Source organism: Bacteroides fragilis NCTC 9343 (genome assembly GCF_000025985.1).
Classification (GTDB): domain Bacteria; phylum Bacteroidota; class Bacteroidia; order Bacteroidales; family Bacteroidaceae; genus Bacteroides; species Bacteroides fragilis.
In genome coordinates this window covers 3,820,659-3,839,886 of the sequence record NC_003228.3, presented here as the reverse complement: position 1 = coordinate 3,839,886, position 19,228 = coordinate 3,820,659, and the positions used below count along the sequence as shown (strand labels likewise).

Below are 19,228 nucleotides of genomic sequence, written 5' to 3'. Positions count from 1 at the left end.
AAAAGATAAACTGTTTTTGCTATCCGGAAATTATTGATGGCAAAAACAGTTTTTTTATTATAAGCAATTCTTCCGGAAGGCATTCCAAGAGTAATTTTAAATGTAGCTTATTCATTTATAATATTTCAAATAAATAATGATATACTAATATCAGATAATGATGTTGGGTAGTGGGGCACTTATTTTCTTGATTAAATAAGGCATTGGACGTCAATTAGTATAAAATAGGTAGTACAGAATGGAGGCCTCTTGTGTGTTGTTAATTGATTAAGTTCTTTCAGAACTATATCCGCAGCATAGAAAGTACATTTCGGAGCTTTTAAGGCTAACAAATAATTCACATCTATTAAGTCTTTGGCAGATGTTATGCGGCAAAGATAAGAATAAGATTTAATAAAATGCAAAATACGAATCTTTTTTTTAATAAATCTCAATGTCTTCAAGCTAATTAGTCATTTGAAGTAAATCTAAACAGCCTTCTATTTTCCTGTTTAACTGGTATAAGTTTCGTTTAATCAATATGTTATATCTCTATTAGGTAGAATTAGGGTACAAACAAGTATAAATATTGCGTACGGTACCGAAGGAAATCAATACTTTTTCCGCTTTTATCTTACCAAATTGTATGAAAGTTGTGTTTTTCCAAGTTCTGAAAGGACTACTCCCCAATGGATTGCTTTCGGAATGGAGTATCAGCATAGTTCAGTAAAGTTCTAATATTGACAGAATACTAATAATCAAAATCAGAAAGCTTATGAAGACTTAGAAAAACGACTAAAAACAAATTCCGGGTTTTATAAATCTTCCGGATAGAACATTCCTTATTTTTATGTTTAACCGAAAAATTTAATGTATGACAAAAAGAACTAACCTGTTTCCGAGTTTAATCAAGACTCGTGAAATGAATTGTCTCAAAATAGCAGGTGCCAGTCTACTGCTATTATGTATTTCTCCTCAGTTTGCCGTGGCCGATGGGCTCAAACAGGATGCGGTTACCATTATGCAACAACAAAATCTAAAAGTCAGCGGCGTAGTTACTGATGAAGCTGGCGAACCTCTTATCGGTGTATCCGTATTGGTAAAAGGAACTACTTTAGGAAACATCACAGATCTGAACGGCCGGTTCTCTTTGGATGTTCCGGAAGGGAGCATTTTGGAAATTTCCTATATTGGCCTTAAAACACAGAGTATCAAAGCCCAGAGAGAACCAATGAACATTGTTCTTAAAGAAGATGCCCAGAAGTTGGATGAAGTTGTCGTAGTGGGTTTCGGTACTCAAAAGAAAGTCAATCTGACCGGATCTGTGTCTGCTGTGACGGGTGACGATATTTCAAAACGTCCGGTTGCCAATGCTGCTATCCTGCTGCAAGGGCAGATTCCGGGACTTCGTGTCAATCAGGGACTTGGACAGCCAGGTGGGGAAGGAACCTCTTTTCGTATCCGTGGCCAGGGGACTTTCTCTTCCGCCGGGTCGGATCCTTTGATCCTGATCAATGGTGTACCGGGTAGCATGACAAATCTTGATCCCAGCGTGATCGAGAGTGTTTCTGTGTTAAAGGATGCAGCTTCGGCTGCTATTTATGGAGCGAGAGCTGCCAACGGGGTTATCCTGGTAACTACCAAGCAAGGTGCGGTAGGAGATAAGGTGCACATTAGTTATCATGGAAATGTAGGTTTGCACACACCCACCAAGTTATATGATCGTGTCACCAATTCTGTGGAATATATGGAGCTAGCGAATCTGGCCTGGAAGAACTCCGGAACCGGTAAACAATACACTCAAGACCAGATTAATCTTTATCGGAATAATGTCGGGGACCCCCAATATCCTAACTTTGACTGGCAGGACTATATGTTCCGTACAGCTGTAGTGCAGACACATAATCTCTCGATGGCCGGTAGCACGGAGAAGACTACCTACAATGTAGCTTTGAATTTTGTCGATCAGCCGGGTACTATGCGTGGATTTAAATATAGAAAATACAATGCAACAATCGACCTTACTGCGCGTATTACTAATTTTATAAAGGTGGGAACTTATGCCAACTTGATGTATGGTGAGACAGAGCAGCCTCGCCAGGGACAGAATGATGCTTTCCTCTCTACGCTTTCGCAGGCACCGACCTATATGCCTTGGTTACCGGATGACGGAACAGGTATTCGCCGCTGGACAAGTTCCGCTTATTCCTTCGAAAGTCATAACAAAAACATGCCTGCCATTATCGGAGATAACGCCATGAAGCGTGATAATAATTTTGATATAAATGCTCAGCTGTGGTTAGAGATCAATCTGGCTAAAGGCTTGACGTGGTATACTAAAGGAGCTGCCCGCCTTCAGTCTAACAAAAGTAAAGACTGGCGAGGAAGCACGACTTATACTTACGATTACCATACCGGCGAGAGATCGTCCGAACTCGATAAAGGCGGATTGGGATTAAGTGTAGGCGATGGCCGCCGTTTCTATACCAACCTTTATAGTTATCTGAAATATGATTTGTCGTTAGTGGATAATGCACATAATTTCTCTTTGATGGTAGGTTACAATCAAGAGTCGGAGAAATATGAAACGCTCAATGCCTATCGTAAAGACTTTGCATTTGACTTGCCGGTACTCAATGCCGGAGGGACAGCCGATTGGAGTAACAGTGGAGGTGAAGAAGAGTGGGCTATTCAGTCCTTGTTCGGACGTTTTAACTACGATTTTAAAGAGCGTTATCTGTTTGAAGCCAATATGAGATACGACGGAACTTCACGCATCTCCGATGAAAATCGTTGGGGAGTATTTCCATCATTCTCAGTCGCTTGGCGTGCCACAGAAGAAGAGTTTATTAAAAATTTGAATCTTAATTGGCTGAACAATTTCAAGTTGAGAGGTTCATGGGGACAGTTGGGTAACCAGAATATCGGACTTTATCCCTATCAAGCTATGATTTCGGGTGTGGATGACTATCCGTTTACCAAAACTTCGGATGGTGTTATTATCGGATATCAGCAGACAGCTTATGCCAACCGTAACATTAAGTGGGAGACCACTACTATTACCGATATCGGTTTCGACCTGCAGGTGTTCGATGGCTTGAGCGTAACTTTCGATTGGTATAAAAAGACTACTGATGACATATTGCGTTCTTCACAAGTGTCGAGTTTACTCGGACTTTCTGCTCCGACGGTGAATAATGGTTCGGTGGAGAATAAAGGTATAGAGGTTGCCTTAAACTATGCCAATATGGTGAAGGGAGGTACATTCAGGGGATTCCGCTACAATGCAGGGGTTTATTTTGACCGTTCGCGCAACAAGCTGACTGAATTTGGTGCAGAAGAAATCGGAAGTTACAGCATCAAACGTGAGGGATTACCTTATGATGAGTATTATATGTTGGAGTGTATCGGTGTATTTGCAGATCAGGCTGAGATCAATGCATCACCAAAGCAATTTAATGATAACACACAGCCGGGTGATCTGAAGTACAAAGATATCAGTGGACCTGATGGAAAACCGGACGGAGTGATTGATAACTATGACCGCCGTACTTTCTCAGGACGTTTTCCGGGTTTCGAATATGGTATCAATGCCAGTGCGACATGGAAAGGTTTTGACCTGTCGCTGATCGGTCAAGGGGTAGCTGATAAAAAATATTATACTACTGACTGGGGAGTACAGCCCTTTATGCAAGGATCATCTCCCAACAAGGACTACATTAAACACATGTGGACAGAAGAGAATCCTTATGGTGCTAAACATCCTAAACTCTATTGGCAGGATATGGGTGGAGGCAAGAACACACGTCCCAACAGCTATTACTTGAAGGATGCCTCTTTCTTCCGCCTGAAGAATCTGACTTTGGGCTATACGCTGCCTCGGGTATGGACCGAAAAGGCGAATATCTCTAAAGTGCGTATCTACTTCTCCGGTGATAATCTGTTGACTCTGACTCCGTACAAAGGACTCGACCCTGAACGTAACGGGGATGGAAGAGATGCCATCTATCCACAAAACAGAATCTATTCGTTTGGTTTAAATGTTGAATTTTAATTAGGACATGCAATGAAAAAGAATATTCATATATTGTTAGCTGCCACATTACTTTTCGGTGCCACCTCGTGTGAAGACTTTCTTCAGAAAGATCCTCCGTCAAGCCCTTCGCAAAGCGTATTCTGGCAGAAAAAGAGTGACTTTGAATCGGCTTTGGCCGGAACTTATTCGGTCATGTACTCCGGCGTATTTTCTCAGATTATGCCTTGTCTGGACGGATTGACGGATAATGCGATCGTACAACATAGCGAAGGTACGTATGGTTGGGCCAAGACGATTGCCCAGGGAGATCTTACTCCCAATCAAGGTGGGTTCGTTACCGATATTTACGGCAATTGCTATAAAGGCATTGCCCGTGTACATATCTTGATGGAACAACTCGATCAGTATACCGGATCGGATATCAGTGCGGATGAAAAAAAGTTTATGCTTGCACAGTGTAAAGCATTGCGCGGCTATTTTTATTCATGGTTGTATCAGTGTTATAAAGAGGTGCCTGTAGTGACTCAGTCTCTCGATCTGAATACGATGTATCAACCTAAGGCTACCCGCGCAGAAGTGTTGAATCGTGTAATGACCGACTATGACGAAGCCATCAGTGAATTGCCCGATAAGTTGTATTCCGATTCACAAACTTCCGGTCGGTTCACTGTTTCGGCTGTCAAGGCTCTGAAAGCGAGAATCCTGCTATTCGATGCTTACGATAGCAATGGAAAGGCTATTTCTTCCAAGATGGAAGAAGTACTGACTCTGTTGCAGAGTATCAAAGGTTATAGTTTGGCTGCGCGTGTGCGTGACAATTTTATCTCCGAAAAGCAATTGGCATCACCGGAGATCATGTTTTCCGTTCGCTTCCTGCGTCCGAACCTGACTCATTCTATGGATTTGTATTATGGCGCCTGGGCGGTTCTGGACCCCACCCGCAATATGGTGGACGCATTTGAATGTACGGATGGAAAGCCATGGGGAGAATCTCCTTTGACGGTACGTCCTGACGAAAGTATTTTATATGGTAATGACGATGCCCTGAAGAAAGCGGAACGTGCTAAAATGTTTATGAACAGAGACCGTCGTCTGTACGAGTCTGTCAACCATTCTATGATGGCCAATTTTGTCGATGACGGGTTTAAAGACGAAGAGGTTCAGGTGAACGAATCAAATAATAAAGGGCCTACCGGTTTCAGCGCTCTCAAATATGTCCAACCTACGGATGTGACACCCGGATACAGTACTGTTTCGGATGCAGATATCGTTGTACTGCGTTACGCTCATGTATTGTTGATGATAGCCGAAGCCGAAAACGAAGCACACGGAGCTACCACAACAGCCTTGAATGCTATTAATGAAGTAAGGACACGTTCGGGACAACCGGCCATCGAAGCCGGTATCTCACAAGACGATCTTCGTGAACGTATCCGGAACGAATGGCGTATTGAAACTTGTTTTGAAGGGCTGCGTTACTTCCAGTTGAAACGATGGAAGTTGATGGATAAACGGGTGAACGGGGTAGAAGATCCTGCTTATCCGGGATACATCAAGGTGTATAAACCTGCATTTGAATTTTTCCCGATTCCACAGTCCGAAATAGATAAAGCGGGCGGTGTATTGAAACAGGACCCGGCGTATGAATGACAATCTGTACACCGAAGATATGACTTGTAACTAAACTCACCGTTGATAATAAAGATAATAAGCCGACGGAACGTATCATTCTTCATAAAGAAGAAATACGTTGCCGTCGGCTTTTTATAACCGATTAGGTTTCACTTCATAGTCCGGTAGAGTTGCCTCAGGACATCACTTGCGATATTCTGAATCAGTCGTACCAATGTGTAGTTTCTATTGGGACGAGATTACAGCCAGATAGCTCCTCCTTCGGCATCTCCGGCCTTATAGGTATAGGTTATGAATTCTTCCAGAGCTTCTTTCCAAGTCAGGTTGAAAGTTTCCATGATGGAGTGTACGGTACGGTTGCTGCCCTCGTCGAGACTGTCTTCGCCCACTTTCTCTAAGTTTGCTTCTTCATCTATATCGATAAATTCTTCCCGACTCCAGAATACAACGACCGGCAGATTCAGGTTAATATCCCATGTTCCCCGTTGTATCAATACCCCGGAAGGTTTGTAGAAAGGATCGAAAGTACCGGTCTGCGGATTTTTTTTGGATTCGTAACCGTGATACAGCCGGACTTTTAGATCGAACTCTTTGCGGTCTTTCAAGAAACGGATAATTCCTTTTAACCCTACCGGATTGTCCCGTCCCGTGATTTCGGCCTCTCCGCTGTGATAGGTCTTATCCCAGGGGGTAGTGTCTACATAAAGATAGTCTATCAGCTTCTGTGGATCGTTGTCGTCAGCTTCTATCTGTCCGTCGAAGGTTGGCTTTATATTTTCCGGCGTGAAGAAGTGCTGGTGTATGTTCTCTTGCCCGTTTTCCACAAACTGGTTATTCATCAGTTCGCCTTTGGCATTGTAGTAATAGATAAACATCAGATAGACGGGAGCAGGCGTAAAGCGTCCTTGATTTTTATATTCCCCGTTTTTCTGTACATAGAACTTCTTCTGGCTACCTTCTGCCAGTGTCCAGCCTTGTCCGGCCTTCAGTTCATAGGTAATTTCCTGTATTCTTTTTATATGTCGGGCAGGAGATTCGGGATTCTGATGCGGACCACCGTTGGTCTGTATCTCGTTCCAGTCGGCATGCAGGTGGCATTCTACCAGCCGGACCGTTACTTTGGCCGGGTCTTCATGCAACTTGTTTTTTGTTTCGTCTTCGGGAATCACCGGATCTTTGGTGCAACTATTAAACAATAAGACAAGAAAGGCCCCCGTCAGGAGCATTAAGATGGTTTTAGATGTAATTGTTTTCATTTTTCTTTCAATTGGTTTGTTGATATTATACAATGAATAAAAATCATAGTCAGAAGTTCCAGTTCAGTGTGCAACGTATGTCACGTCCCATATCATGCGCATAGTAGCGTGAGCGGTTGGTATATTCCTTATATTCCCTGTTGAGGAGGTTGTCTGCTGTCACAGTCAGTGTTAGTTTGTTTCCGTATTTTACGGGACACTCCATACTGGCTTCCGCTCCGAAAAGATGATAGGCGGGAGGGGTATATGGAATAAGGTCGGTTGCCGGATTAAAACGGTTTTGTTTCGCTACAAATTTGTGGCGGGCAGTCAGGCGAAACAGGATGTGTGACTTTGTTTGGTGCGTCCATGCCAGTTCATGACTGAGGTGGAAAGAAGGAATATAAGGGAGGTAATTCCCGGTTCCTTGTTCGTTTGCCCGGATAAAGGAGGCGATCAGATGATACTCCCAGGAGGCGGCAGGCATAAAGCGGAAGTCAAAATCCGCTCCTCTGAAAAAGGCGGGTGTCTGCCGGTACCGGAATACCGGATAAGTGCCTGAAATGACAGTGATGTTCTCTTTCAGCGGTTCATCATAAATATACCCCTTTATCCATTGCAGATAGCTGTCCAGACGGATATGGAACACTTTGTCCCGGTAGCTGACCGAGGTTATCCACTTGTGGCTTCGTTCGGCATTCATGGAGGCGTCTCCCCGGACAAACATGCCTGATCCTAATTCATTTCCGTTGCTGTACAGCTCGTGCACATGCGGGGCTCTCCATGTCAGTGCGAAGTTGGATGTAAGCTCCCAGTATTTTGAAAGTCGGTAGTGCCCGCCCAGGCCATACGTGAAATTACAGAATTTTCTGTTTCCCCCATAATAGTTTCCGGTCCAGTCATATCCGCCGGCACGTGTCTCTTGCCTATCCAGGCGAATTCCAGCTTCTACGGCGGTTCTTTCATACCGGTATTTCTGTATGCCGTACGCGCCTGCCTGCATTTCTGTGTAGTTGGGAATGACGGGGACGATTCCCGTCCCTGCTTTGCTGTGATTGTCGGTGAATATCATTTGTCCCCCGATTTCGGTCTGCCATGGCCCATAATCCAGTTTCCAACGGAAAGTATTTTGGATAGAACTCAGCAGCAATGCGACGGCCGGTATATCCGAATGATTCATCCGGCGGATGCGATTCTCCCGGCGGTCGTCTTTCTGCCAGGAAGTTTGCCAGTAAAAGACACCTGCCGCACCTGCATTGTATCTGACTTTTCCGATGGCAGTTCTGTGGACAACTTTTTGGTAGGGGTAAGAGATATGCCGTGTAAAAGGGTCTGTATATACCGGACGTCCCAAGCGGATACGTTCGGCAAGCAGGTCCTCACTTCCCATCTGTGCACCGAACATCACTCCCGTCTGTTCGCCGAAGTGGCTGTATATTCCTTCGATCTGTAATCGCCCGCTGTCATATCCCGCAGATGCAGAGAAGTGTAATCCTCTGGTTCCGGTATTGTTGAGCAAATAATGTGCCGTAGAGCGGTCTCCCGAATTTGAATAGGTCCCTTGCATACGCCAGGCGATGTTTCTGAGGAAAGGTAGTGTGCCTTCCAGGCTTCCGGTTGCCGCATAGCGATGCCCGTTACTTCCGTAGAATGTGGCGATTCTGCCTTTGGGGTGTTCCTGCCCGAAAGCGAAAGGGGGCTGTTCCATCACGATAATACCTCCCAAGGCATCCGAACCGTACCTTACTCCGTCCGCGCCTTTTATGACCAGAATATTACCGCTTTCGTTTATATCTACTTCGGGGGCATGGTCTGTCGCCCATTGTTGCCCCGTCTGGCGCGCACCGTTATTGATGATCAGGATGCGGTTGCCATGCATTCCATGAATGACGGGTTTGGATACTGTTGTTCCTGTGCTGAGAGAACTGACACCACTGATCCGTTCCAGCAATGTGGCAAGCGAACTGCCTGCCGCACGATGGATTTCGGAGGAAGAGATCCGGTTACTTACGGCTCCTGCCGTTATTCCCGGACGCCCTGCGGTGATGACGACTTCTTCCAGATGTTGTACCGGAAATGTGACAGGAACAGTATCTCTCTGTGTTCCCGCATGTTGGTGCAGCGTTTGTGCGTATAGTCCCGTGCCGGATGTGGCATACAGGCATGCAACATACAGGTACACATGTTTGAAATATGTTTCGAATATCATATTTTACATGTATAGTAAGTCTATGCCCGGGAAATATTCCTTTGGATCTTTTCCCGGGTAGTTTCAAAAAATAATGGGGTTTAGAGAGAAATGTTATACTGTCACAAAGGGAGGGGCACGGAGGGAATGAAAGATAAGGGAAGTCGTGAAGCTTCTTTCTTCCTGCTGAAGATACCCCACCGGAACGCTTACCGGCAAGCAAATATATTCAAAGTTTTCGGCTTCAGTGAAGGGGGAGAGAGTAAAAAGGCAAATTGCACAACCTTCCTCCGGATTGCATCTGTGCTGTACACCGGAAGACATGCACTCAGACCGGTCATGTGTATGGAGCGTTTTTATCCAAAAGAATGGCATGAGAGTCAGCAGCAACAGATATGCTGCCAAAACTCGGTTCTTCTGTATATGTTTTACCCTTTTCATTTGTCCGGCAAATATCGGTTTTTATGCGGTAGTGTACAATACCTATATGTAGGTATATCCCTTTTAGATATTGTCCGGAGGATAAGAACCTGGTCGGTTACTCTATGCCGTATATACAAGTTACCGGAAATAGGGTAAGTACCCTAATTCCGACAATGGGAGACGAAGTGGGTTCATTATGCCATGATTGAAGCGTAAACCAGAATTCCTATTGTTGTAAGTAGCCCTACGTAGATCGTGATTTCCGTATGTTTCACTTTTCCAAAAGAAGCGCCTCTTGCTGTTTTCTTCAGTAAATAACACATGAATGCTGCTCCGCAGCATCCTATGATGGCACCTACTATGAGGTCGCCCGGATAATGCACTCCCAGGTAAATGCGCGTATAGCAATTCAGCGTGGCCCATAAAAGAATGAAAAGGCTCAGCCATCGTTTGCGGAACAGGAAGACCAGAAAGAATGCCAGTCCGAAAGAATTGGAGGCATGGCAGGATGGAAAGCCGTAACGTCCGCCCCGGTAGTTGTTTACAATGTGGACGAGGTCGGAGATGGGATTTGCCGGATTGGACGGTCGCAGGCGTTCTACGGCAGGGCGTATCAGGCTGGCACAAACTTGATCGGCAAAGAGGATGGTGAGTGCGATGGCAGTCAGGCAGCATAGTGTTATTTTCCAATTGAAGTTCTTTAGCAGAACATACAGGATACTGGCATACATCGGTACCCAAATCCATTTTCCGGTGAAAGTACTCATGAAATAATCACCAAAGGCATTGTGAAATCCGTTGAGGTATAGCAGTAGATTCTGGTCTGTGTTGACCAGTAACTGGATCATGTCGTTAGTCATATCATTTTGGGGTTAAGAGGGTGGTTATCGTTTAGCCAAGTCGTCATACAACTTTTGCAGGTATGCTTTGGCTTTAGGTAAATTCTCTCCTTTATGTGTTCCTTCATCTGAGACGATGGAGTTCGATTCGCAGTTGAATACGACCTCATTCTCCGGTGTCATCATTCCGAAAGCATTTGGAAAGGTGAAGAATCCGAAGTGAGGTGAGTTCGGATTAAGCATGTTTTTACTAAAGATAAACTCTTCGTGCGGTAATCCGAGTTGTCCCAACAGTGTGGCGGCAATGTCAATCTGCGAGCCGTAAGTACCTATCTGTCTGGGCTCTTTTACGGCACCTCCTATGAAAATCAGCGGAATCCGATAGCGGTCTACGGTCAGGTTGTCTATGTCCTGCGGATAGGCTCCCAGATGATCGGGAACCAATACGATTACCGTATTTTTCCATAAGGGAGTCTCTTTGAACTGACGTACAAAGTCGCCGGCACAACTGTCTGCATAGGCAAAAGCGTTTAGTCTGGGATTTTCCAATCGTCGGAACGGGACTTCGAACGGTTCATGACTGCTTGAAGTCTGCAATATCTTCATAAAGGTTTTTTGGGGTGTATGCTGTTTCAAGTCGTCCAGCAGACGGTTGAACACCACATGGTCATGCGCTCCCCATTTGCTGAGACGTTCGGAAAGCGGGAAATCTTTATCCGAAACGATGTTGTCTATTCCTGCCTGGATCAGGTAAGAGCGCATGTTGGTAAAATCGGCGTCACCTCCGTAATAGTATTGCAGGTCGTATCCTGCTTTCTTCAGGCTGCCGGGGATCGAAGGCAAGTGTTGCGTTTTCTTTGGATACTTCATAATACTGGTAGTCGGTTGTGCCGGATAACCACTGATGATGGCTGCCAGTCCACGGTCGGTGCGGAAGCTGTTGGCAAAGAAATGAGTGAACAATACCCCTTCACGTCCGAACTGATCCATGTTGATTGCCACATTGGACTCTCCTCCGAGGGTTTCCATCAGTTTGGACGAAAAGCTTTCAAGTATGATTAATATCACGTTCGGGCGTTCGGTCGTGAAGAGTTGTGGGATGCTGTCAGTGGGGGCAACCGGCTGGTCTTTGAGTTCGGCAAAGAGTTTGTCTGCCTCTTCGGCTGGCATGAATCGATATTGCTTGTCGAAATTGTCCTGGCGTGACAATGACTCCATCAGGCTGAAACAAGGATTGATAGCCGCATGGTTCAGCCGCTGATTACTGCTGAAGTAGGCTTTGCTCAGGTTCATGGTCGACACCGTGAAACCTCCCCGTATCGGGATGAACAGGAGGGCGGTGGCAAGTAGCAATACTCCGGATACACTCAACCGGTGAAAAGGTATTTTTACCGGTTGTTTTTGATAAATCAGTATCCGGTAGAATATCAGGTAAAGTAAAGCCGCATAGACAGCCATTGCGGCCAGTCCTGCCATCACGACCCAAATGCTGACACTGGCCAAAGCATCTTTGGGCGAGGAGAAGAGGTAGAACAGCGGAGTGGCATCCAAGCGGAATCCCCAGTATTCATACAGTCCCAGGTCACCGATAAAGATGCAGGAAAGCAGAATGGCGATTATCATGAAATATCCCCGGCGTATCTGGCGGATAACCGCCGGCTGTATCCAGACCGATGCGATCAGCAATAGTCCGGGAATGGCAGTCAGATATCCGGCAAGTGAAAAATCTAACGGAAGCCCGTGTCCCATTACAGAGAAATAATCAGTCCATGACACCTTATTATATAAGGTATGGTAGTAACCCATGAAAATTGGTTTCTGGAGGACGAATATGAGGACAAAAAGAAAATAAGTCGTAACGAATTGGATAAGTCTTCTCTTCATAAACTCTATACTTAAAAAGATTGAACGGTCGCAAAGGTACGATTCTTTTCTTTATCTTTGCGCATTAACTGTGGTAAAACAGAGAGATATATGGCAAAAATCGCAAAGAAACTTACCGAACTGATAGGCCATACTCCATTGATGGAGTTGTCCGGTTATAGTCGTAAATACGGCCTTCAAGAGAATATAGTTGCTAAACTGGAGTCGTTTAACCCTGCCGGAAGCGTAAAGGACCGCGTGGCACTTTCGATGATTGAGGATGCCGAAGAGAGAGGAGTGCTGCAACCCGGTGCCACTATCATCGAGCCTACCAGTGGCAATACCGGTGTGGGACTTGCGATGGTGGCCACTATCAAAGGGTATCGCCTTATACTGACCATGCCCGAAACCATGAGCCTGGAACGTCGTAATCTGTTGAAGGCATTGGGAGCCCAGATTGTTTTGACTAACGGACAGAAGGGAATGGCCGGTTCCATTGCCAAGGCAGAGGAACTGAAAAAGTCGATTCCAGGTTCGGTCATTCTGCAACAGTTTGAGAATCCTGCGAATACCGAAGTCCATGCTCGGTCTACCGGTGAAGAAATCTGGCAGGATACGGACGGAGAAGTGGCTGTATTCGTGGCGGGAGTAGGAACCGGAGGTACTGTTTGCGGGGTGGCCCGTGCATTAAAAAAACATAATCCGAATGTATATATAGTAGCTGTAGAGCCTGCATCCTCTCCGGTACTCGAAGGCGGGAAAGCAGCTTCACACCGTATACAGGGGATCGGAGCGAATTTCGTGCCCGGCATTTATGATGCTTCGGTTGTGGACGAAGTCATGCCTGTGCCCGATGATGAAGCGATTCGTGGCGGACGAGAATTGGCCTCGACAGAAGGATTGTTGGTGGGAATTTCTTCCGGAGCAGCTGTTTATGCAGCCCGTCAACTGGCCGGACGTCCGGAATTTAAAGGAAAAATGATTGTGACTCTGTTGCCGGATACCGGCGAACGCTATCTAACCACCGAGCTATTCGCATTTGACGCTTATCCGTTGGACTGAAAAGAATATCTGCGATTGTCTGATATTTTATAATATTCTCTTTTAATATACTATTTATGAATCGAAAAACTATCATGATTCCCTTTCGGGAAAGAGAAGGGGTGAGGAGGAAGTTCCTCTTTCTTCTTTTTTCCTGCCTCTTGTCTGTTTCCCTTTCTGCCCAGACCTATCAGGAACTTTCTGAAAAGGCTGTGGAGTGTGTCGGAAAAGACAGTCTGGTACAAGCTGAAGACCTCCTGAAACAAGCTTTGAAACTGGAGCCGAAGAACGCCCATAATGCTCTGCTGTTCTCCAATCTCGGCTTGGTACAACGCAAGTTGGGACGTTATAATGATGCTGTCGAGTCGTATACTTATGCACTCAACATTGCTCCGCTTGCCGTACCTATTTTGTTGAATCGTGCTGCCATTTATCTGGAACAGGGTATGCAGGACAAGGCTTATGTGGACTATTGTCAGGTGATGGATGTAGATAAGAAGAATACGGAGGCGCTGTTGATGAGGGCGTATATTTATATGTTGCGACGGGATTATAAAGGTGCCCGTTTGGATTATCAGCGTTTGCTCGAAATCGATCCGAAGAACTATAACGGACGTCTCGGATTGGCGACTCTGGAACAGAAAGAAAACAAGTTCCGTGAAGCTCTGGATATCCTGAACCAATTACTGGTGGAGTTTCCCGAAGATGCGGTTTTGTATGTGGCTCGTGCCGATGTGGAGCGGGATATGAAACATGATGATCTTGCATTGGTCGATCTGGACGAGGCCATTCGCTTGGCACCCGACTCGATCGATGCCTATCTGTTGCGGGGTGACATTTATCTCGATCAGAAAAAGAAATCGCTGGCAAAAGCGGACTTCGAAAAAGCTATTTCGCTGGGAGTGCCTCCTGCCGATGTTCACGAACAGATGCAACAATGCAAATAATCCGGAAAAATAAGAGTCCTAAAACTTGACTTTTGTTATTGATTGTCGTATCTTTGTCTGCGTAATCATAAACTATATTCAGATTAAAATACAGTAAAAGGGGGAAGCCGACAGCTTCTCCCTTTTTTCGTACTCATTCTTTTCATCGGCCCGGAAAGCCGGTGTACGCGGGGAAAAGTTGGGTTTGGGGCGGATGAAAGTCTGGTTTTTCAACCCAAACAGAAGGTTGCTTCGACCCGGACAGACGCCATCTTCCGATAAAGATGAAGCTTTGTTCTGCTATATTACAATATATGTTACGGGAATATCTCCTATTGTAATTGGCAGCTCCTCTATTCGGTTAATAAAACATAAAAATGCTATTGACAAAATTCAGCTGGGGTTTCCGTTTTTGCTATACGAACTGACGGATCAGGGCAACAAAATCTTTTCCGTACTTTTTCTTTTTATATTCACCAATCCCGTTGATGTTACCGAAGGCTTCGACTGTCGTGGGACGTGACAGACAGAGCAGATGCAATACTTTATCCGACAATACGATGTAAGCCGGGAGTGCCTCCTGATCGGCCAACTGTTTGCGTAATGCGCGCAATGCTTCGAACAGGTCTTCTTCTTTGCTTCTGCTTTCTTCTGCCCATGCTTGTGTGGGGGTGGCTGCACTCTTTTTTCTTCTTTTGGCAGTTGCAGGCTCTTCTCTGCGGATGACAACCAGCATTGCCTTTTTACGGCCGAAAAGAACGTCACTGCCGCTCCCTGTTATTTTCAGGTGATTGTTTTCGTTGTAGGCTATCTCGAAGTAACCCATTTGCAGCATTTGCAACAGATAATCCTGCCAGTCACGTGCGGGGATGTCTCTTCCGGCTCCGAACGTTTTCAATTCTGTATATGCTTTTTCTGTGATTTCAGTCGTTGGGTTTCCCCTCAGAATGTCTATCAGGAGAGTGATGCTTACCTGCTGGTTGGTGCGGGCAATGGCACTTAAGGCTTTCTGGACGATGATGGTGCCGTCGAACCGCTCGGGTGGATTTCGGCATACATCACAGTTGCCACAATCTTCCGTAGTCGTTTCGCCGAAATAACTTAAGAGGATACGCCGCCGGCAGATGTCGGATTCGGCATATTGTTGCATCCGGTTTAATTTTTCCAGATTGATATTCTGTTGGTTACTCTCCGTTGCAAACTTTGTCAGTAGAATCAAGTCACCCAATGAGTAGAACAGGATAGTGTCGCTTGCCATGCCGTCGCGTCCGGCACGGCCGATTTCCTGATAAAAGCTTTCGATGCTTTTAGGTAGGTTATAATGTATCACCCAGCGCACATTTGATTTGTCGATACCCATTCCGAAAGCGATAGTGGCACATACCACCTCTATCCGGTCGTTGATGAAGTCGTCCTGTGTCTCGTCGCGTTGCCGGGCGGACAATCCGGCATGATACACACCGCAACGGATGCCGTGCTTTTGCAGCATCTGTGCCACTGTTTCGGTCTTACTACGGCTCATGCAGTAGATGATTCCGCTTTCCCCCCTGTGACGGGTAATGAAATCTATGATCGCTTTACTTTTCTCCTTGGGTTGATAGCCTCTTTTTACAGACAGGCTCAGGTTGGGGCGGTCGAACGATGAAATAAATATTTGCGGTTGTCTCAATTGCAACTGGCGGACGATATCCTCCCTGGTAATTTTATCTGCCGTAGCAGTCAGGGCGATCATAGGCACATTGGGGAACTGGTTGCGTAAGAATCCCATCCGGGCATATTCCGGGCGGAAGTCATGCCCCCATTGTGAAATACAGTGGGCCTCGTCCACTGCAAACAGTGAGAGAGTCATGTCTCTCAGCAGATAGTCGGCTTCAGATAGTAATTTCTCGGGCGAGATGTAGAGGAGCTTAAGTTGTCCTGAGATGCAGGCTCTGCGTAAGTTGGCATTTTCGGTTTCGTCATTGCTGCTGTTTAGTGCACCTGCCGGTATTCCGTTGGCACGTAGAGTCTCTACCTGATCCTTCATCAGTGAAATAAGGGGCGAAATAACAATGGCTGTGCCTTCCATAAGCAGAGCCGGAAGCTGATAGCAGATTGATTTGCCTCCCCCCGTAGGCATCAATACCAGTGAGTCTTTTTTACTTATCAGGTTGTGGATGATCTCTTCCTGCAAAGGACGGAAGCTATCATAACCGAAATAAGTTTTGAGGGTCTGTATCATTTGATATTTTTCGTTCATCTTTCAGGCAAAGGTACGCTTTATTTTCGGGTTATTAAAAGTTAAATATTCTTATTAACGGCCCTTTTTACCTACTTTTCGACGATTTTGATTGTTTTTATATCAAAAATATATACGAAAAAGTTGTGTATATCAAAATAATGTATGAAATTTGTGACATCTAAAGTTACAAATTAATAGTGATATTTAAAAACAAACCCTAACCAGTTAATTCAATGAGTGATTTAGAAAACAAAACCCAGGAAGAAACTCCTAAAAAACGCCCTTACAATTTAAGGGAGAAAAAAGAAAAGAAAGCTGCTTACCGGTCTTTGATCAGACCCGAATTGGCAGATGAATTGTACGACAGAATCCTGAACATCATTGTTGTACAGAAGAAGTACAGAGACCCGGACTATTCAGCTAAGGATTTGGCTAAGGAACTGAAAACCAATACCCGTTATCTTTCAGCTGTAGTTAATTCTCGCTTTGGTATGAACTATTCTTGCCTGCTGAACGAGTACAGAGTAAAAGATGCTTTGCACTTGTTGACGGATAAAAGATATGCCGACAAGAATGTAGAGGAAATCAGTGCGATGGTTGGTTTCGCTAACCGTCAGTCTTTTTACGCTGCATTTTATAAAAACGTAGGTGAAACACCCAACGGATATCGTAAAAAACACGCAGAAAAAAAGAAATAATTGCATTTCTTGAAACGGAATAAAAAGGAATTATCTCAGGCTATGTCTTTGAGATATTTCCTTTTTTGTTTTATAACCATAATGTCTAAAGTATGAAGAAACATTTAATTTCAATGGCTGCAACCGTAATCTTGTTGACTGCTTGCGGCGGCGCCAAAAAAACAAACACTGCTGAGGCAGATAATTTTAAATATACAGTGGAACAATTTGCAGACTTACAGATATTACGCTATCGCGTACCCGGATTTGAGAATTTAACTCTCAAACAAAAAGAGCTGGTATACTATCTGACTCAAGCTGCGCTCGAAGGAAGAGATATCCTGTTCGATCAGAACGGAAAATACAATCTTACCATCCGGAGGATGCTTGAGACGATCTATACGGATTATACGGGTGACAGAAACAGCCCGGACTTTGTGAATCTGACCACCTATCTGAAGCGTGTGTGGTTCTCGAACGGTATTCATCACCATTATGGCTCGGAGAAGTTTGTTCCGGGCTTTACACCGGAGTTTCTGAAGCAGGCATTGCTTAGTGTTGACGCTTCGAAGCTCCCTTTGGCTCAAGGGCAGACGGTAGAACAACTTTTTGAAGAACTGTCTCCCGTGATCTTCGATCCGAAGGTAATGCCGAAACGTGTGAATCAGGCCGATGGTGAAGACTTGGTGCTAACTTCGGCCAGCAATTACTATGACGGGGTGACTCAGCAGGAGGCTGAGGCTTTTTATAATGCGTTGAAGAATCCTAAAGACGAAACTCCTGTCTCTTACGGGCTGAACAGCCGTTTGGTGAAAGAAGACGGAAAAATAATAGAGAAGGTCTGGAAAGTAGGGGGACTCTATACTCAGGCTATCGAGAAGATTGTGTATTGGCTGAAGAAAGCTGAAGGAGTGGCCGAAGACGATGCTCAGAAAGCGGCTATCGGCAAGTTGATTGAATATTATGAGACCGGTGATCTGAAGACGTTTGACGAATATGCCATTCTTTGGGTGAAGGATCTGAATTCCCGTGTTGACTTCACAAACGGATTTACCGAAAGTTATGGTGATCCGCTTGGCATGAAAGCCAGTTGGGAGTCGATTGTGAATTTTAAAGATCTGGAGGCCACCCGTCGGACAGAACTGATAAGCAGTAATGCCCAATGGTTCGAAGATCACTCACCTGTGGACAAACAGTTTAAAAAGGAAAAGGTGAAAGGAGTAACTGCCAAAGTAATCACTGCCGCTATCTTGGGAGGAGATTTATATCCCTCGACTGCCATTGGCATCAACTTGCCCAATTCTAACTGGATTCGCAGTCATCACGGTTCCAAGTCGGTGACTATCGGGAATATTACCGATGCTTATAATAAGGCGGCCCACGGAAACGGGTTCAACGAGGAGTTTGTGTACAGTGACACAGAAAAGCAGCTGATTGATAAATATGCCGATCTGACGGGTGAACTGCATACCGACCTGCACGAATGCCTGGGACACGGTTCCGGAAAGTTGCTTCCGGGAGTCGATCCGGATGCATTGAAAGCCTATGGCTCTACAATAGAAGAGGCACGTGCCGATCTGTTCGGTCTTTATTATGTAGCTGATCCCAAACTGCTGGAGTTGGGACTGGTGCCGAGTGAAGATGCTTATAAGGCCGAATATTATACTTATCTGATGAATGGACTCATGACCCAGTTGGTGCGTGTCGAGCCGGGCAACAGTGTTGAAGAGGCGCATATGCGTAATCGTCAGCTTATTGCCCGTTGGGTATTTGAGAAAGGAAAGGCTGATAAAGTGGTGGAAATGGTACAGAAAGATGGAAAGACTTATGTCGTAGTAAACGATTATCAGAAGCTTCGTCATCTGTTCGGCGAACTGCTGGCCGAGATACAACGTATCAAGTCTACCGGAGACTTTGACGCAGCCCGCTCATTGGTGGAGACCTATGCCGTGAAAGTAGACCCGGGACTTCATTCCGAAGTATTGACTCGTTATAAAAAATTGAACCTGGCACCTTATAAGGGATTTGTGAATCCGAGATACGATGCGGTCATTGACGAGCAGGGAAATATAGTGGATGTACAAGTAACCTATGATGAAGGCTATGCCGAGCAGATGCTGCGTTATAGCAGGGACTATTCGCCGCTGCCTTCTATAAATGATTAACTT

General features: G+C 45.3%; 11 protein-coding genes. 6 read left to right on the top strand and 5 right to left on the bottom strand.

The features are described 5' to 3' along the window. Positions 1-853: 853 nt before the first annotated feature. Both BF9343_RS15675 and BF9343_RS15670 read left to right on the top strand, forming a co-directional pair. Positions 854-4,033 (top strand): SusC/RagA family TonB-linked outer membrane protein, encoded by a 3,180-nt coding sequence (locus BF9343_RS15675; protein WP_010993331.1) that lies wholly within the window; start codon positions 854-856, stop codon positions 4,031-4,033. A gap of 12 nt (positions 4,034-4,045) precedes the next feature. Further along, on the top strand, positions 4,046-5,665 hold the full coding sequence (locus BF9343_RS15670; protein ID WP_005789827.1) for a RagB/SusD family nutrient uptake outer membrane protein: 1,620 nt from the start codon (positions 4,046-4,048) through the stop codon (positions 5,663-5,665). A gap of 221 nt (positions 5,666-5,886) precedes the next feature. Here BF9343_RS15670 and BF9343_RS15665 read toward each other — a convergent pair whose 3' ends face one another. From BF9343_RS15665 to BF9343_RS15645, 4 genes are all read right to left on the bottom strand, one after another. Continuing rightward, a complete protein-coding gene (locus BF9343_RS15665; RefSeq protein ID WP_041926249.1) occupies positions 5,887-6,903 on the bottom strand; it encodes a hypothetical protein in 1,017 nt (338 codons plus the stop codon). A gap of 49 nt (positions 6,904-6,952) precedes the next feature. Beyond that, the gene (locus BF9343_RS15660) at positions 6,953-9,091 is read right to left on the bottom strand and encodes a TonB-dependent receptor (protein ID WP_041926248.1); all 2,139 of its coding nucleotides are present in this window, start codon (positions 9,089-9,091) and stop codon (positions 6,953-6,955) included. Positions 9,092-9,687: 596 nt separating this feature from the next. Further along, on the bottom strand, positions 9,688-10,353 hold the full coding sequence (locus tag BF9343_RS15650) for a phosphatase PAP2 family protein (protein ID WP_005789818.1): 666 nt from the start codon (positions 10,351-10,353) through the stop codon (positions 9,688-9,690). Between the two features lie 24 nt (positions 10,354-10,377). Further along, the gene (locus BF9343_RS15645; protein ID WP_164088322.1) at positions 10,378-12,216 is read right to left on the bottom strand and encodes an LTA synthase family protein; all 1,839 of its coding nucleotides are present in this window, start codon (positions 12,214-12,216) and stop codon (positions 10,378-10,380) included. Positions 12,217-12,306: 90 nt separating this feature from the next. On the opposite strand from BF9343_RS15645, the gene cysK reads away from it, so the two are divergent. Next, complete coding sequence (cysK, locus tag BF9343_RS15640) at positions 12,307-13,257, top strand: cysteine synthase A (protein WP_008661312.1); 951 nt, start codon at positions 12,307-12,309, stop codon at positions 13,255-13,257. A gap of 74 nt (positions 13,258-13,331) precedes the next feature. After that, on the top strand, positions 13,332-14,183 hold the full coding sequence (locus BF9343_RS15635; protein ID WP_005789811.1) for a tetratricopeptide repeat protein: 852 nt from the start codon (positions 13,332-13,334) through the stop codon (positions 14,181-14,183). Positions 14,184-14,577: 394 nt separating this feature from the next. Here the strand turns inward: BF9343_RS15635 and recQ are convergent, their stop codons facing one another. Beyond that, complete coding sequence (gene recQ, locus BF9343_RS15630; RefSeq protein WP_041926332.1) at positions 14,578-16,383, bottom strand: DNA helicase RecQ; 1,806 nt, start codon at positions 16,381-16,383, stop codon at positions 14,578-14,580. Between the two features lie 233 nt (positions 16,384-16,616). On the opposite strand from recQ, the gene BF9343_RS15625 reads away from it, so the two are divergent. Together BF9343_RS15625 and BF9343_RS15620 are read left to right on the top strand one after the other, a co-directional pair. Continuing rightward, entirely contained in the window at positions 16,617-17,081 is a 465-nt protein-coding gene (locus BF9343_RS15625; RefSeq protein WP_005789808.1) for a helix-turn-helix domain-containing protein, read from the top strand. A gap of 92 nt (positions 17,082-17,173) precedes the next feature. Then, a complete protein-coding gene (locus tag BF9343_RS15620; protein ID WP_010993325.1) occupies positions 17,174-19,225 on the top strand; it encodes a dipeptidyl-peptidase 3 family protein in 2,052 nt (683 codons plus the stop codon). The last annotated feature ends 3 nt before the right edge of the window (positions 19,226-19,228 follow it).

What these genes read in the sequence shown, in the direction of transcription:
- BF9343_RS15675 (WP_010993331.1), top strand. Translation starts at nt 854, where the DNA reads ATGACAAAAAGAACTAACCTGTTTCCGAGTTTAATCAAGACTCGTGAA.
- BF9343_RS15670 (WP_005789827.1), top strand. Translation starts at nt 4,046, where the DNA reads ATGAAAAAGAATATTCATATATTGTTAGCTGCCACATTACTTTTCGGT.
- BF9343_RS15665 (WP_041926249.1), bottom strand. Translation starts at nt 6,903, where the DNA reads ATGAAAACAATTACATCTAAAACCATCTTAATGCTCCTGACGGGGGCC.
- BF9343_RS15660 (WP_041926248.1), bottom strand. Translation starts at nt 9,091, where the DNA reads ATGATATTCGAAACATATTTCAAACATGTGTACCTGTATGTTGCATGC.
- BF9343_RS15650 (WP_005789818.1), bottom strand. Translation starts at nt 10,353, where the DNA reads ATGACTAACGACATGATCCAGTTACTGGTCAACACAGACCAGAATCTA.
- BF9343_RS15645 (WP_164088322.1), bottom strand. Translation starts at nt 12,216, where the DNA reads ATGAAGAGAAGACTTATCCAATTCGTTACGACTTATTTTCTTTTTGTC.
- cysK (WP_008661312.1), top strand. Translation starts at nt 12,307, where the DNA reads ATGGCAAAAATCGCAAAGAAACTTACCGAACTGATAGGCCATACTCCA.
- BF9343_RS15635 (WP_005789811.1), top strand. Translation starts at nt 13,332, where the DNA reads ATGATTCCCTTTCGGGAAAGAGAAGGGGTGAGGAGGAAGTTCCTCTTT.
- recQ (WP_041926332.1), bottom strand. Translation starts at nt 16,383, where the DNA reads ATGATACAGACCCTCAAAACTTATTTCGGTTATGATAGCTTCCGTCCT.
- BF9343_RS15625 (WP_005789808.1), top strand. Translation starts at nt 16,617, where the DNA reads ATGAGTGATTTAGAAAACAAAACCCAGGAAGAAACTCCTAAAAAACGC.
- BF9343_RS15620 (WP_010993325.1), top strand. Translation starts at nt 17,174, where the DNA reads ATGAAGAAACATTTAATTTCAATGGCTGCAACCGTAATCTTGTTGACT.